A 15,018-nucleotide genomic window follows, 5' to 3' on the forward strand; every position below is an offset into this window, starting at 1 on the left:
CAAAGGCAGGTGATCTGGTGCGCCCCGGCCCGGCTGCGCGAGCCGGGCCGGAGCAGGTAGTGCAGTTCAGGCGTGGGCCAGTTGGTAGCCGGCGCCCTCGATGGCGGCGCGGACCTCGTCGTCGGCCGGCGGGGTGCTGCTGTGAACGGTGACCGTGCCGGCGGCGACGTCGACATCGACGGAGGTGACGCCGTCGAGCTTGCCGATGCTGGTGCTGACCCGGCCGGCGCACCCGCTGCACGTCATACCGGCGACGTGGTAGGTCGCGGCGGTCGTCGCCTCAGCGGTTGATGGTGCGGACTCGATGTTGACGGTGCCGCAGTTGCAGTCGGTGCACATGATGTTCCTTTCCTGAATCAAGTGGTCGGGGGTCAGCTGTCCGGGGTCAGGCGGACGCGGCGCAGGAGCTGGGCGTTGGCGGCGACGACGATGGTCGAGGCCGACATCAGTACGGCGCCGATGGCAGGGCTGAGCGTGATACCGGCCCAGGCCAGCACGCCGGCCGCGAGCGGGATCGCGACGACGTTGTAGCCGGCGGCCCAGGCGAGGTTCTGGATCATCTTGCGGTACGACGCCTTGGACAGCCGGATGATGCCGGTGACACCACGCGGATCGGAGGAGGCCAGCACGACGCCGGCCGATTCGATGGCGACGTCGGTGCCGGCGCCGATCGCGATACCGACGTCGGCGCGGGCCAGCGCGGGTGCGTCGTTGACGCCGTCGCCGACCATCGCCACGGTCAGGCCGCGGGCCTGCAGTTCGAGGACTGCTTTGTCCTTGTCGGCGGGCAGGACTTCGGCGAAGACCTCGTCGACGCCGTCGCGGAAACCGAGGTCGGCCGCGACGGCCCGGGCGACCGGTTCGGCATCGCCGGTAATCATGACGATCTTGCTGATACCGATCGCGCGGAGCTGCTCTACGGCCTCGCGGGCCTCCGGTCGTACTTCGTCCTCCAGCGCGATCGCGCCGGTCGCCACCGACGTGGATCCCCCGACGTGCAGGAGGTAAAGCACTGCGGCTCCCCGGCCGGACCACTCTTCGGCCCGGTCCCGCAGAACGCTCGGTACGGTGGCGTCGAGCTCGCGCAGGAGTGCGGGCCCGCCAACTGCATACGTCGTGCCGTCGATCGTGGCCTGGACGCCTCGGCCGGTGAGCGACTTGAATTCACTTGCCTTGGCACGGTCCCCGCGCTGGTCGGCGGCCGTGACGATCGCGCGGGCCAGTGGGTGCTCGCTGTCCGCCTCGACAGCACCGGCAATCCGCAGTACTGCCTGCTCGTCGATGCTGTCTCCGGCGACGCCGGTGACGACGTGTTCTCCCTTGGTCAAGGTGCCTGTCTTGTCGAACAGCACCGCGTTCACGGTGCGCATCCGCTCCAGTGCCAGCCGGTCCTTGACCAGGATGCCCGCCTTCGCGGCGACCGCGGTAGACAGTGCGATCACCAGCGGGATGGCCAGCCCGAGGGCATGGGGGCAAGCGATCACCAGAACGGTGACCGTACGCACGACGGCCTCGTTGAGAGTGCCGAAGACCGACCAGGCGATGAAGGTGATCAGGGCTGCGGCGGTGGCGATGTAGAACAGCATCGCGGCGAACCGGTCGGCCAGGACTTGGGCGCGTCCGCTGGACTGCTGTGCCTCGGAGACCAGTCGCTGGATACCCGCGAGCGCTGTGTCCTCGCCGACGGCGTCGACCCGGACCCGGATCGCGGAATCGGTCGCAACTGTCCCCGCGACCACCCGGTCGCCGGACGACTTGGCGACAGGTCGGGACTCGCCGGTGATCATCGATTCGTCAAGCTCCGCTGCGCCCTCGACGATTTCGCCATCGGCCGGCACCCGGGCACCGGACCTCACCAGAACGACATCGCCGATGCGGAGATCGGAGACCGGGACGGTCTCGACGCCGTCGTCGGTGACCCGGTCGGCGTCATCGGGCAACAGCGCGGCCAGCGCCGCCAGCGCCCCTTGGGCCTGGCCGATGGCCTTCATCTCCTGCCAGTGACCCAGCAGCATGATCGTGACGAGCGCGGCCAGCTCCCACCAGAAGTCCAGGTCGAACAAGCCGAGACTGGTGGCCAGCGACGCGACGTACGCAACGGTGATCGCCATCGAGATCAGCAGCATCATGCCCGGCGCACGGTCGCGCGCCTCGCGGACGCCGCCGACCAGGAACGGCCACCCGCCGTACAAGAACACGAACGTGCCCAGCACCGGCCCGACCCAGCTCATGGCGGGGAAGTCCAGCGAGTACCCGAACCAGTCCATCACCATGTGGCTGGTCGCCACGATCGGCAACGTCAGCAGCAGGCTGAGCCAGAACTTCCGGCGGAAGGCCTCCGGGTCGTGACCCGCGTGCTTGTCATGTCCTCCGTGACCACCATGATCGCCGTGTGTCGGCGATGCGGTGTGTCCGGATGGGTGTGGGCCGCCAGGGGCAGCCGCGGAGACATGGTCATGATGGTCGGCGTGATGCTGGCCGCCGTGTGGGTCGGTCGGCTGGGACTTGCTGGCCCGGGCCATGATGGATCCTCTCGAATGAACTCGCTCGTTGTCAGTTGCTGGCGCGGCCGGGCAGGTGCCGTGTGGCCCAGCCTGGCAGCTCGTGGAGGGTTTGGTCAGCCGGCCACCCCGGTGGATGCGTGCAGGCGAACGTCGGCTCGGGCGAGGACGGCGAGCAGGAATCCCGCGAGCATGGTGAGGACAATGACACCGGCCCACATCTCCACGCCCCATCTCAGATCACCCCCCAATGCCAGGCCGATCAGCTGGCCGCCCCACACCGCGCCGGGTACGCCGACCGCCAGTGTCGTCGCCGCGGAACGGGCTCGCAGCAGCAGTTCGAGGATCAGACTCGCGACCACCGCGGCGATTGCCGGCACGGCCCAGCGCATCTCGGACAAAGCCGCGGATGGGACAGCGACAAAAGCCACCACTAGCGCGACCGTTCCACCCGGCAGCCGCCCCCGGCTGCGGGCCAGCAGCAGCGGTACCACGATCAGCGCCGTTCCGAGCAGATAACCGGCCAGTCCGACGGTGGCCGGCAGTTCCGCTTGCAGGTGGCCCGGCGCTCCTTCGGGAATGGAAGTCAGAGGCATCGTGGCGGTGGGCTGGGTGAACACCGACAAGTAGCTCAGGAAGAACCCCGCCAGCGCCGTCACCGTGGCCAGCGATACGACCGCAGGCCAAGCGTCAGTCAATCGGCGCGGCAAGGCCCCGGAGCGCTGGAGCGTGGCACGCAGCGGGCTCGACAGCAACAAGGTGCCACCAACCAGCAGCACCAGGTGGGTGGGGCTGACCAAAGCATCAACGCCGGCCTCGATGCCGAACACCAGATGCCACAGCATGTCGGCGACACCGCCGATAGCAAACACCGCAACCCCCGCCACACCGTGCCGGTACCCGGCCGGGATCGCGTCGCGCCAGCCCCGGCCCGCCTGCTTGCGCCGCCACGTCATCCAGGCCAGCCACACCGTCAAAGCGGTGAAACCGCTGTACAAGACCCCGTGCCATGGGGTGAAGAAACCGTCCAGGCCTCCGACGTTCAAATGCGCCCAGCCGTCGGCATACACGCCGCTGATCAGCCAGACGCCCAGCAGCGCGGCGATGCCGTCCTCGGCGCCGCTGGATCGCTGCTCCGTGCTCACGGGGGCCCCGGCGCGATTGGTCTGTGCGTCCATCCCACTCACCTCCACTTAGTCAAATACCCCCTGGGGGTATCTCCATAAATATACGGCCTAGGGGTATGTGTCAAGGGGGAGGGCTGCTAGTCAGAGGACGTGCCCAGTGGAGGGCACGGCAGAGCGCTGCCCCCGGATTCTCGGTTGGAGCGGTTCATCGCAAGGCGGAGTGGCAGGAGGTCCACCGAGGTGATCCACCTCGCGATCAGCGGGTTGGCTAAGCTCCCGAGAAGCCGGCAGCGTGCCGGCCCAAGCGCATCGGGTCAGTCCTGAAGCCACCGGCGAAGCGGTGGCCGCTGTCCCTGGTTGACCGCTTCGCCGAACTTCGGAAAGTCAGGTCAGTCCGCAGTAGTCCATGCCGGCGGCGATCAGCGCGGGGACGGCGGCGATGACCGCCGGCGCGACCAGGACGCCCGCGACCAGGCCGGCGAGGGTGCTGTGCATCCCGCGGCGCAGCGGGAACTGTCTCCCGGTGAGCCGTCGAAGGCGCAGCTCAGTGGCTTCGCCGCCCAGCGCGAGCGCAGCGGCCGGTGGGGCGGCATCGGCCAGCAGGAGGATGGCGTTGGCCACGCTCGATGGACGGTGACGCCGGCAGGCCCGGTCGTCGGCTGCGAGTTCCACCAGGCGACGGACCTGGACATGACCCCAGGTGAAAACCGGGACGCCGGGAAACGCGCGCGCCAGTCCTTGCGAGATCGCGACCAGCAGGTGGTGGCGACCGGCCAAATGGGCTTGCTCGTGGGCCAGCACCGCGGCCAGTTCGGTGCGGCTGAGCAAGCCCAGTGCGGCGCTGGTCACCACGACGCGATGGCCGCGGCCGGGAAGGCAGAACGCCGACGGCGCGGGGTGCTCGAGGACGAGGATGTCGAACTCGGGGTCATGGCAGGCGACGAGTCCGAGGATCTGACGCTGGCGACGGCGCTGCCGCGCGGCACGGCGCAGGATTGTCGTGACGCCCCACCCGGCTCTGGCCGCCACAGCGACCATCACAACTAGGGCGAGTGTCGTGGTGGCTGCACCGCCGGGTGTCGCGTAAGCAGCCTGCAGGTTCGTCACGCAGACATGGAATATGTCGGCCAGATCGGTGCTGACCAGGTGCAGCCGCACCGATAGTGCCGCGGCGCCGAACAGCACCGATGACAACACCGACGCCGCCAGCGCATGCCAGGTCGCGATCGCCAGCCGCGGCGCGCGGGCCGGCCATTCCGCTGCGCGCAACAGCCATGCTCCACCGGTCGCCATCACGACCGCGTACCCGAACAGCGTCACGGCGATGATCATCGCGGCCGCCCCTTGGAGCGGCCGGGCTTTTTGTCGCCCAGCAGCGTGCGCAGTCGTGATGCCTCGTTGGCCGGCATCTGCTCGACGAACTGCAACATCGCGGCCACCGGATCCCCGCTGTCGGCCAGCGCCTCTCCCATCAGCTCGGCGGCGTACTCGGCGCGGCTGCGTGTCGGCCAGTACCGGTGTGCGCGGCCTTCGCGCTCGCGGGCGAGGAACCCTTTGCTGTGCAGGTTGTCCATCACGGTCAGGACCGTGGTGTAGGCCAGCGGGCGGGTGGCCTGCAGGTGGTCCAGGACGGTCCGCACCGTGGCCGGGGTGTCCAGGGCCCACAGGTGGTTCATCACGACTGCTTCCAGATCACCGAATCCGCGCATGGCTCATTCTCCCCTGATTCGGGTTGAAGCGCCTGCAGTACCGTGAATGAGCGGTCATGCCGGCGTCCAGGTCGCTCCGGAGTCGCCGCTGGCGTGCAGCCGGGCGAGGTCGGCGCTCAAGGTGGCGGCCAGCAGCCGGCCCTGCCCGTCGAACGCGGCGGCCACGGTACCAGCGGGCGCGCTGATCTTCTTCCATGACCGGCCGGCGTCGGTACTGGTCCTCAACCCGTCGGCGCCCACAGCAGCCATCCGGGCATGGTCACGCGGATCCCAGGCCACCGACATCGCACCGCGGGGACCTCCCAGAGACAGCCAGTTCCGGCCACCGTCGCGAGTCTCGACCACATCGCCTCCCATATCAGGTGCGATCGCGTGGTTGGAGTTGACGGGATCGACCAGGATCGTGCCCATGAATGACCGTCCGACCACGCTGCGCTGGGTGAACGTCTTGCCGGCGTCGGTCGAGACGAATAGCCCCGCCTGCGGCGAGGCGAGATAGATCGTCGACGCACTGCCACCGAGGGAGTGGACATCGGTCATGGGCAGATCGACCGGTGCGGCCGCGAAGGTGACTCCCTTATCGGTCGAGATGTACAGGCCCTCGTGGCCACCGACGAAGATCCGGCCGGCAACACTGGCCCAGGCCATCGCATCCTTGCCGTCCAACCCGCGCACGGCCGTCCATGCGCCAGCGCCGTCGCTGTAGGCCGCGCCGGCGTGTCCGCTGACGAAGCGGCGATCCCCGTCCACCATCACCGCATGCAGGTCGCCGCCCACCCGCGGCTGACCGGCCGCCACCGCCGCGGGCCCCGTAGCAGGATCGTCGCCACGGACGCGCCACAACGCGCCACCGGCCACGACCACGCCGACCGTCAGCAACACCGCCAGCAGTGGGAAGAAGCCGCGCCCGGGGCCGGTGGGCTCGATCGTGAGCGACCGCGCCGCAGAGGTCTGTTTGCCCATGACCCTTGGCTCTCCTGTCGACAGGGTGATGTCACCTACTAACAACTATCGTGCATAGTAGATGTCGTGCAGTCCCCAACCAATAGAGGTTCTTCGGTGAACAAGTTCAGTGACGGTGCCGCCGGGGCGATGGCCGAGCCGGTCATCGTGACACCGTGTGCTCGGCTGGGCCGGAACGGATGAGGGCTGGCCGCGGTCGGATCCTGGTTGTTCGGGCGGTGTTCCTGGCAGGGCTGCTGGGCCTGGGATTGTTCGCGAGCGCGGAGGCCGGCTGGTTCACCCACGGTGAACTGGATCGGCCCACCGAGATGACCGGCAGCGCGGGCGTCGACACAGGCCTCACCCGCTACGCGCCTGATCGGCCGGCTGCGCCGCGACTGAAGGGGACAACCCTGGACGGTGCGTCGTTCGACTTGGCAACCTTGCGCGGCAAGGTCGTGGTGATCAACACGTGGGGGTCGTGGTGCAGTCCGTGCCGTGCCGAGGCGGACGACCTGGCACGAGTGGCCCGGGAAACCGCGTCCGGGCCGGTCCGTTTTGTGGGGATCGACACCCGCGACAACTCTGCGGCTGCCCAAGCGTTCGTCCGGTCGTTCGACATCACGTATCCCAGCGTCGTGGACACCGACGGGCAGGTGCTGCTGGCGTTCAGAAGGGTCCTGCCGGTCAACGCGGTCCCCGCCACCTTGATCCTGGACCGCGACGGGCGGGTCGCCGCGCGGGTGATCGGCCGGGTCGACCATTCGACGCTTCGCGGTCTGGTCGACGACGTCGTCGCCGAGCAGCAGGCCTTGGCTGTGGCGCCGGCGGCTGGGGAACAGCGGTGACATTGGCTCTGGAAGCGGTCCATGACGTGGATTGCATCGAGTCGCCAGCGGTGGCATGACCCACATTTCCGTACACGCCGATTCCTAGCCGGAAGGCCTCCAGTGTTCCAGCAACGCGCTGCGCCCAAGCGCGCCGCAGGCCGTCGCGCCGACCGCAAACCAGCAGAAGGCGTCGCTCGCACTGCCAGGCACCGGCTGGCGCGCCGGACAAGACCCGGCAACGCCTCGTTGATCGGTCTGGCCGCTGCGCTTGCCGCCGCTGCGGGTACCGCCGGGCTGGGGCACCACTTGGTGGGTCCTTCGAGATCGGCCAACGCGGCCGTGGATCTGGCTGGGCTCAGCGCCGCTCGCGGCGACGATCAGCTCACGGCGCTGGTCACGGCGCGCATCAATCGCCGCCAACTGGCCACCAGGGATGGATCCCGGGGCGAACTCAGCCAGTCTTCAGGCCCCAGCGAGCAGGTCATCGCCGCGCTGGCCGCTGCCAGAGCCGCGAAGCTCGACATCGCCCGGTCGCAGATCGCCCGGCGAGCAGCTGCGCTGGCCGCAGCCAAGACCGCCGCGGCACGGGCCCACGACCAAGCAGAGAAGAAAGCTCGAGCCGCCGGTACCGCGGTAGAGATGCCGGTCTCCGGCTACCGCATCACCGCGGTCTTCGGTCAAGGCGGTAGCCGGTGGGCCCGCAATCACACCGGCACCGATTTCGCTGCACCGACCGGCACCCGGGTCGGCGCCGTCATGCAAGGCGTCGTCATCTCGGCAGGCCAGGCCGGGCCCTACGGCAACCAGATCAAGATCCGCCACGCCGACGGCACCGAAACCTGGTACAACCACCTATCCAAAATCATTGTCACTGTCGGTGAACGGGTCGACGCCGGAGAGCAGATCGGCGCTGTCGGGTCCACCGGCAACTCCACCGGACCACACCTGCACCTGGAGATCCGGCCCGGCGGTGCAGGTCCGGTCGACCCGATGCGTTGGCTGCGTGCCCACGGACTCAGCCCCTGACTCCTCCCGACATCAACCAGATTGGTGTCGACGAGCCGGATCTGGCATCCACTCGAGTTGCCTGGGAGGTGGCCCGCGGGAGAGGCCAAAGACCGGGCTTGGCTCGGCGAAGTCGCCGCGCTGGAAGACTCGCTCAAACACCTGCGGCAGCGACGCGTCGAGGCGACGCGGCAACTGCCGGCACGATCGCCGGACACAGCACGCGGATCTGCGATGCTGCCCCTGATCGACGGCCAGGACAACACTCGCTGAGGAAGGCAACCACGTGGGGGAAACGAATCCGGTCGCCTCTATAAGAGAGGGCCGGGCATGAATCTCGGCATCATCGGTCAGGCCGCCGGATTGTTCGCCGTCACCAACATCGACGACATCGTCGTCCTTGCGCTGTTCTTCGCCCAAGGCGCCGGGCACCGCGGCACGACACGCTCCATCACCATCGGCCAGTTCCTCGGGTTCATAGCCATTCTCACCGTCGCTGTCGCCGCAGCCTTCGGTGCGACGTTCCTTCCCGACCAGGCCATCCCCTACCTCGGCCTGCTGCCGCTGGCGCTCGGGATCAAGGCCGCGATCCAGGCCTGGCGGCATCGCAACGACGCCGACGACGACAACCCGGCCAAGACCAGCGCGCCCGCCGCCGCGGCCGTGGCGACCGTGACATTCGCCAACGGCGGCGACAACATCGGCGTCTACGTCCCCGTCTTCGCCACCGCGGGCATCGGCGGCATGATCGTCTACGTCGTCGTCTTCTTGATCTTGGTCGCCGTCTGGATCGCCGCCGGTCGCTACTTCGCCACCCGACCCGCGATCGCCAAGGCACTGTCGCGGTGGGGCCACATCCTGCTTCCCGTCGTCCTCATCGGCATCGGCCTGCTCATCCTCATCGAAGGCGAGGCCTTCGGTCTCTAGCAAGACGCACCCGGCCTTGTCGCGGAGCCAGCGTCGACGTCGTGCAGCACCCGACAGGGCGGTGAGTGATTTGTCGTGGCGGTTGCGGCCGGCTTCGGCGCGCAGCGCGGCGACGGAGTCGTCGGCGACGATCTCCCAGTCCAGGAAGAAGCTGGGTGCGCGCTGGTCGAGGAACAAGAACCTGGCGACGTTGAACGGGGGCCGTTCGCGGTCCAGGATCCCGTCGTACAGGGCATAGGCGGAGTTGTTGGCGGCGAGGATGCCGTTGCGGACGTAGGCCGGCGTGGCGAGCGAGTCGAGGATCCGCAGGACACCGGGGCGCACCTTGGACACTGCGGTACGGCGGGAGCCGCGGACAGGGCCGGTCGAGGCCCGGGCGAGGTCGAACAGGTGGGCTCGTTCGGCGTCGTCGAGGCGCAGGGCCCCCGCGAGGGCCTCGAGGACCTGTTCGGAGACTCCGGCGAGGTTGCCGCGCTGTGCCTGGTGAGGCGGCTCCAGGGCTGCTGGTCTGAACTCCGGAACCTAGTAACCCTGACCTCGCGCGGGATCCCGGCTCCACGTCACCGCCGGTGCCCGCCGTTGTCTTCGCCAAGCACAACAAAGCGTGGTCAGCGTGGTGAGCGCGGCAGCTTGCGGGTCTCGATCAGCTGGACGGCGACGTCACGCAGTTTGGTGTTGGTGTCTTGGGAGTAGCGGCGCAGGATCGCGAAGGCGCGGTCGCCGTCGACGTCGTAGCGCTCCATCAGGATCCCCATGGCCTGGCCGACGAGTTTCCGGGCGTCCACGGCGGCCGCCATGTGTTCTTCGTGCCGGGCGGGTGCCACCGCGATGGAGGCGTGCCGGGCGAGGATGTGGGCGATGGCTTCTTCGTCCGGGCCAAACGCATCAGGGTGGATCGAGTACAGGCCCAGGACGCCGACTGATCCGGCTGAGGTGTTGAGCGGTACGTCGAGGACGCTGCGAACCTCCAGTTCGCGGACGGCGGCGGCCCACTTGGGCCAGCGGTCGTCGGTGGTGGTGTCGCGCACCAGCACGATGGAGCGGTGGCGCATGGACTCGGTGAGGGGTCCGGTCGCGCCGTTGGCCTGGAGTTGGTAGATCTCGGCAACGACGGGGTCGGTGACGGCCGGGATCTCCAGCTGGCCGCCCCTGAGCTTCAGCGCGACGCCGGCGTGGGAGCAGCCGAGGGCTTGCAGAGCGAAGTCGACGACGGTCTGGACAGTTTCTTCGAGGCCTGTGGAGTCGTGGAGGTCTACCGCGAGGCGGGCGAACGACTCGGGGGCATCGCCGCCGGACAGGTCAAGTGTGGGCATCCCGGGCTCCTCGGGGGTTGTGAACCCGGGCACCAGGGATTGGCCGTCGTGATCCATGCCGCAATCGTCTCCCAGCACCCCTGCGGACCGCATCCGTGCGCGGCGGTGAGAAGTGCGCTGTCTCACAGTGAGTAATGGATTGGCTTCGTTGGGGTACCGATGCGGCGTGGACGGGCTGGTGAGGCGACCCGCGAAGTGTTGCCGCGATTCCAGTTCGTTTGGTCAGGCCGACCGGCCCGGCCGCGTCGACGAGAGGAAGACCGATGGTGCTGCTCGATCTCCAGGGTTTGACCGTGCAGGGCGAGACGCTGGGCGTGCGGGAGGCCTCGACCAGCGGGCTCAGTCTGCTGCTGTGCGACGAGTTCTCGATCGCCGACTGACGTTTCTTCACACTGCCGGTGCCTGCGAGGTCATGCAGGCACCGGCAGTGCTGTGCTCTTGTCCCACATACCCCGCCCCCGGCATTCTGTCTGGGCGGTTGACTTGACTTGTTCAGTAGAGGAGTCCATCCCACTTCAGCTCGAATCTTGCTCCGCCGGCATGCCGTGCTCGCCGGGCAGCTGCTCGACTGCCCGGCAAGTTCGAGCGCGACCGGCCCGGCCAGGTCAGGCGACAAAGTTGCCCACAGCCACAGTGTCACCCCGGCTGCGCAGTCTGTTCGCGCTCAGCTGTGTGACAACGAGGCATCACTCCGGGCGGTGGTCAGGCGGCCGCGGTGCGTGCGGAGGTCTGCTGAGCGAGCCAGGAGGCGTCGTGCTGGACGAATCCGAGCAGGGCGGAGCCGGTGGTGTGTTGCCATGGCCGGCCGATCGTGAACAGGCCTGGTACAGCGTCGACGACTCCTCGGTGTTGCAGCAGCCGCCCGCGGTCGTCGAGCGCTTGGGGGATGCGGATCCAGGTATCGTCGATCCGGAAACCCGTGGCCCACACCACCGCGTCGACGTCGCTGCGCGAGCCGTCGGCGAACGTCACCGACCGCCCGGCTGTTGAGGTGACGCGCGGCCGGAAGGTGACGCCCAGTCTGCGCAGCCCGGGGCGGGTCGAGCCGATCACCGTGCCGTCGTTGGCGGCCATCAGCCGCCCGAGCCGTGACTGCGCGCTCACCCGCAACAGCCCGAGTTTGTCCTGCCACCAGAACACGTCTCGCCCGAGAGGTCGTTGCGGGATGCAGGCGTTACGGCGTCCCTCGGCCAGATCGACGGTTCGCCCCGCCTGGGCGAGCTCGGCAGCGATCTGGAAGCCGGAGTTAGCGCCGCCGACCACCAGCACCCGACCCGAGGGCACCTGCTCGGGGTTGCGGTAGGCCGCGGTGTGGATCTGCGGCACCTCCGGCGCCAGCCCGTCAGCAACCGGCGGAACGTACGGCGTCGAGAACGGCCCGGTCGCGACCACCACCTGCCGGGCCTGGAACGTCCCGGCAGGGCTGTCGGCCTTGAACGCGGCGCCGGCACGGCGCAGGCCCGTGACGCGGGCGTTCAACTTGATCGGCAGGCCGAAGCGTTCGGCATAGGTGGCGAGATAGCCAGCGACCTCGTCACGACCGGCATAGGTATCGACCGGGGCGGGGAACGCCATCCCGGGCAGCGCGGCGTATTGAGCAGGGGTGAACAGGTTCAGCGAGTCCCACCGCGACCGCCACACGTGCCCCACGGCTGAGCCGGCATCCAGGATCACGAAATCGAGGCCGGCTCGCTGCAGGCAATAGCCCATGGCAAGCCCTGCCTGGCCGCCGCCGATGACCAATACATCGCGGCGGATCGGAACACTGGGCTCCTCGACCATGCCCCGACTCTGCCAGCCGAACCGGTCAAAATCGCTCTGGCCGCCCTAGCCTTGTCGAAACGGCGGCATCTCGTTCGTCATGCCATCAACAGCCGCCAAACGGGCGGAGCCCCAGTATCAGCGGGAAGGAGCCGGCGATGACTGCCATCGTGAACCAGATCGAGGTCGCTGCACCTGCGGCGGAGGTGTTCGGCTACGTCACCGACCCGGCACGGTTCCCGGAGTGGCAGGCCAACGTGGTCGGCGGTCGCATGGATCACGAGACGACCATCGGGGCGATCTGCAGCACCACTCGCCGCATCGGCGGCCGTGAACGCGACGTCACCTCCACAGTGACCAAGTACGACCCGCCCACGAGCTGGGCCGTCCACGGCATCGATGGACCCATCAGAGCCACGGTCGATGTCGCTGTCGAGCCACTGCCTGGCGCCGACCGGACTCGCCTCACCATCAGCCTCGACTTCGAAGGCCACGGCATCGGCAAACTCCTCGTTCCGCTCCTTGTGCGCCCTCAATCTCGCAAAGAGATGCAGCGCAACATGACCCGGCTGAAAGCACGACTCGAGGCCTGACCGGCTCGTCACACAACTACTCGGATTCATCACCGAAGACAGGAGTTCCTGTGGAGCTGAGCATCAACTGGTGGGCCGTCGTGGTCTCGATTGTGGCCGGAATGGCGATCGCCTGGCTCTGGTACAGCGACTGGGGACTGCTCGGCCCCACCTGGCGCAAGCTGACCGGCGTGACCAAAGAGAAGTCCGCAAAGGGCGGCAACAGCCCCTTCGCGATCCTTGCGCTATCGATCATCGCAACCGGTGTCACTCTGGCCGTCGCCTGTTCCATCGCAGAGGGCTTCTTCGGCGATGACTCCGTATGGCTGGCCCTGGCCGTGGGCGTCGTCGCCTGGCTCGGGTTCTCGCTCTCGACTCTGGCCCAGCACAACGGCTTCGAGCAAAAGCCCGCACGGCTCACCGCGATCAACAGCGCCTACCAGTTGGTCCTGTTCCTAGGCATGGCTACCCCGATCGGATTGCTCCAGCAGTAAAGGGCGACAGTAGCTCGTATCGGCCCCGCAGGTTCGGGGCTGGCGACGAGCTGCCAGGCACGGGCCAGCACCCTTGACTCTGTAGCTGAGCACAGGGTCGAGGATGGTTGTATGCGAACCAGTGAGCTGGCAGGCCGCGCCGGGGTCAACACCGAGACGCTGCGCTACTACGAGCGCCGAGGACTGCTCGTCGAGCCGCCCCGCACACCGGGCGGCTACCGTGACTACCCACCCAGCACGGTCGAACTGCTGCGGTTCATCAAACGCGCCCAGGAACTCGGCTTCACCCTCGTCGAGATCGAGGAACTCCTCCATCTCGACAACGGCGGCCCGGACGCCTGCGATGCCGCGCGGGCGCTGGCCGAACACCGCCGCGCAGACCTCGCCGAGCGGATCCGTGACCTGCAACGGATGCTCGATTCGCTGGCCGACCTGGTCGCGACCTGCGACCTGCCCCGCGCCGACCGCAACTGCGCGCTGCTTGAAGCGATCGACCACCGCCCGGAGGCGACCCGATGAGACTCGAAGTCCTGCACGTGCCCGACTGCCCAAACCTGGCACCGATGCTGCAACGCCTCGCAGACGTCACCGATCTGCCCGTCACCACCCGGCTGATCGAGACCGACACCGACGCCGCCCGCTACGGCATGGCCGGCTCGCCCACCCTGCTGATCGACGGCACTGACCCGTTCGCCGCCGACGGGGAGTGCGGGTGCGGGCTGTCATGCCGGCTCTACCGCGACGAGACCGGCCGGATCGTGCCAGCTCCCTCCGTCGACCAGCTCCTTGCAGCGATCACAGCCGCCGGCGCCACTGCCGCCGCTACGCCAGGCGACGTTCTGAGCGCGTGGCGGACTCGCGCCGTGCCGATGGATCCGGTCGAGAAGGCCGTGCACCAGATGATCCTGCGTGGCTTCGCGGCCCGAGGTGTTCCGCCCAACGACGCGGATCTGGACCAGGCAGTGGCCAGCAGCGGCAGAGCACCGGCTGACGTGCTGAGCGCACTGCACGAGGTCGACGCGATCCGGCTTGATGCCGACGGCCAGGTCGCGGTCGCGTACCCGTTCTCGGCCTCCCCGACCCGGCACCGTGTCCACATCGCCCCTCCCAACCCCGCCGGCGTCGGTGTCGACGTCTACGCGATGTGCGCGATCGACGCACTCGGCATCGCGCCAATGCTCGGCCGAAACACCCGAGTCGAGTCCGTCGACATCACCACCGGCCGGCCCATCTCTGTCGCCAGCACGGGCGGGCGCACTACGTGGCAGCCCGCAGGCGCCGTCGTGTTCATCGGCGCCGATGCCGGCGGCGGACCGTCAGCCGACTGCTGCTGCGACTATCTCAACTTCTTCACCGACCACGCCGCGGCACAAGTCTGGACCAGCAGCCACCCCGGTGTTCCCGGACAGATCCTCAACCCGGCCGAAGCTGGAGACCTCGCCACTCACCTGTTCTGGCCGCTCCTCGCGTCCTGACACCGACCCGGTCAGGGCAGGTACTTGTCGATCCGGCGCAGCACTCGCCCCACGACTGGCAGCTCGTGCCATCCCCTGCCGACCACCCTGCCGCGCACGCGTCGCACCACGGCGCGCGCACGCGCCCCTCGCGAGGGGCGGAGCTCGTCCTCCCGCTCGGCAGCCCTGCGCTGCAGATACTTCGCGCAACCTACGCAGACCCCGACCTCCGGGTGAGCTCCCAGCCGCACCAGGTCACGATCATCAAACTCGCCACCGCAGCACCAACACACCGGCACCGACGGCTGGAACGTCTCCTCCGCAACGGTCATACCGCCATCATCAGCCCATCTAGACCCGACCGCACCCGGTCATCCAGCGAA

The 15,018-nt window shown here is 68.4% G+C and carries 16 protein-coding genes and 1 pseudogene; 8 read left to right on the forward strand and 9 right to left on the reverse strand.

All coding sequences use genetic code 11. From position 1 onward, the window contains the following. Positions 1 to 66: 66 nt before the first annotated feature. The 6 genes from ABD255_RS33880 to ABD255_RS33905 form a co-directional block, all read right to left on the reverse strand. On the reverse strand, positions 67 to 339 hold the full coding sequence (locus tag ABD255_RS33880; RefSeq protein WP_020385352.1) for a heavy-metal-associated domain-containing protein: 273 nt from the start codon (positions 337 to 339) through the stop codon (positions 67 to 69). A 32-nt stretch (positions 340 to 371) separates the two neighbouring features. Further along, a complete protein-coding gene (locus ABD255_RS33885) occupies positions 372 to 2,522 on the reverse strand; it encodes a heavy metal translocating P-type ATPase (protein ID WP_020385353.1) in 2,151 nt (716 codons plus the stop codon). 95 nt (positions 2,523 to 2,617) lie between these two features. Then, on the reverse strand, positions 2,618 to 3,679 hold the full coding sequence (locus tag ABD255_RS33890; RefSeq protein WP_020385354.1) for a hypothetical protein: 1,062 nt from the start codon (positions 3,677 to 3,679) through the stop codon (positions 2,618 to 2,620). 333 nt (positions 3,680 to 4,012) lie between these two features. Next, positions 4,013 to 4,960, reverse strand: a complete 948-nt coding sequence (locus ABD255_RS33895) for a M56 family metallopeptidase (protein ID WP_020385355.1) — start codon at positions 4,958 to 4,960, stop codon at positions 4,013 to 4,015. Further along, a complete protein-coding gene (locus ABD255_RS33900) occupies positions 4,957 to 5,337 on the reverse strand; it encodes a BlaI/MecI/CopY family transcriptional regulator (RefSeq protein WP_020385356.1) in 381 nt (126 codons plus the stop codon). The genes ABD255_RS33895 and ABD255_RS33900 overlap by 4 nt, the downstream gene beginning before the upstream one ends. 54 nt (positions 5,338 to 5,391) lie before the next feature. Next, positions 5,392 to 6,300, reverse strand: coding sequence for a WD40/YVTN/BNR-like repeat-containing protein (locus ABD255_RS33905; RefSeq protein WP_020385357.1), 909 nt, complete (start codon positions 6,298 to 6,300; stop codon positions 5,392 to 5,394). A gap of 179 nt (positions 6,301 to 6,479) precedes the next feature. Here ABD255_RS33905 and ABD255_RS33910 point away from each other — a divergent pair, with 179 nt between their 5' ends. The 3 genes from ABD255_RS33910 (at position 6,480) to ABD255_RS33920 (ending at position 9,041) form a co-directional block, all read left to right on the forward strand. Further along, positions 6,480 to 7,127 carry a redoxin domain-containing protein gene (locus ABD255_RS33910; protein ID WP_157630313.1) on the forward strand — a complete coding sequence of 216 codons (648 nt, stop codon included), beginning with the start codon at positions 6,480 to 6,482 and terminating at the stop codon, positions 7,125 to 7,127. A gap of 291 nt (positions 7,128 to 7,418) precedes the next feature. Further along, on the forward strand, positions 7,419 to 8,135 hold the full coding sequence (locus tag ABD255_RS33915; RefSeq protein ID WP_344220882.1) for a M23 family metallopeptidase: 717 nt from the start codon (positions 7,419 to 7,421) through the stop codon (positions 8,133 to 8,135). 309 nt (positions 8,136 to 8,444) lie between these two features. Next, complete coding sequence (locus ABD255_RS33920) at positions 8,445 to 9,041, forward strand: cadmium resistance transporter (RefSeq protein ID WP_020385361.1); 597 nt, start codon at positions 8,445 to 8,447, stop codon at positions 9,039 to 9,041. Positions 9,042 to 9,089: 48 nt separating this feature from the next. On the opposite strand, the pseudogene ABD255_RS43915 reads toward ABD255_RS33920, so the two are convergent. Continuing rightward, positions 9,090 to 9,374 (reverse strand): annotated as a pseudogene (locus tag ABD255_RS43915) (MmyB family transcriptional regulator); the annotation flags it as partial. A 275-nt stretch (positions 9,375 to 9,649) separates the two neighbouring features. After that, on the reverse strand, positions 9,650 to 10,354 hold the full coding sequence (locus ABD255_RS33925) for a GAF and ANTAR domain-containing protein (protein ID WP_040453988.1): 705 nt from the start codon (positions 10,352 to 10,354) through the stop codon (positions 9,650 to 9,652). Positions 10,355 to 10,617: 263 nt separating this feature from the next. On the opposite strand from ABD255_RS33925, the gene ABD255_RS33930 reads away from it, so the two are divergent. Continuing rightward, a complete protein-coding gene (locus tag ABD255_RS33930; RefSeq protein ID WP_020385363.1) occupies positions 10,618 to 10,734 on the forward strand; it encodes a SapB/AmfS family lanthipeptide in 117 nt (38 codons plus the stop codon). A 322-nt stretch (positions 10,735 to 11,056) separates the two neighbouring features. Here ABD255_RS33930 and ABD255_RS33935 read toward each other — a convergent pair whose 3' ends face one another. Further along, entirely contained in the window at positions 11,057 to 12,136 is a 1,080-nt protein-coding gene (locus ABD255_RS33935; protein ID WP_020385364.1) for a flavin-containing monooxygenase, read from the reverse strand. Between the two features lie 137 nt (positions 12,137 to 12,273). Between ABD255_RS33935 and ABD255_RS33940 the strand changes: the two genes are divergently transcribed. The 4 genes from ABD255_RS33940 (at position 12,274) to ABD255_RS33955 (ending at position 14,656) form a co-directional block, all read left to right on the forward strand. Further along, the gene (locus ABD255_RS33940) at positions 12,274 to 12,708 is read left to right on the forward strand and encodes an SRPBCC family protein (protein ID WP_020385365.1); all 435 of its coding nucleotides are present in this window, start codon (positions 12,274 to 12,276) and stop codon (positions 12,706 to 12,708) included. Between the two features lie 50 nt (positions 12,709 to 12,758). Then, positions 12,759 to 13,181: a DUF1761 domain-containing protein gene (locus ABD255_RS33945; protein WP_020385366.1), complete on the forward strand. Its 423-nt coding sequence runs from the start codon at positions 12,759 to 12,761 to the stop codon at positions 13,179 to 13,181. Positions 13,182 to 13,292: 111 nt separating this feature from the next. Then, positions 13,293 to 13,700 (forward strand): MerR family transcriptional regulator, encoded by a 408-nt coding sequence (locus tag ABD255_RS33950; protein ID WP_020385367.1) that lies wholly within the window; start codon positions 13,293 to 13,295, stop codon positions 13,698 to 13,700. After that, the gene (locus tag ABD255_RS33955; protein WP_020385368.1) at positions 13,697 to 14,656 is read left to right on the forward strand and encodes an alkylmercury lyase family protein; all 960 of its coding nucleotides are present in this window, start codon (positions 13,697 to 13,699) and stop codon (positions 14,654 to 14,656) included. The genes ABD255_RS33950 and ABD255_RS33955 overlap by 4 nt, the downstream gene beginning before the upstream one ends. Positions 14,657 to 15,018 lie beyond the last annotated feature (362 nt).

It is taken from the genome of Kribbella sancticallisti, from assembly GCF_039530625.1.
In the GTDB taxonomy this organism is placed as follows: Bacteria; Actinomycetota; Actinomycetes; order Propionibacteriales; family Kribbellaceae; genus Kribbella; species Kribbella sancticallisti.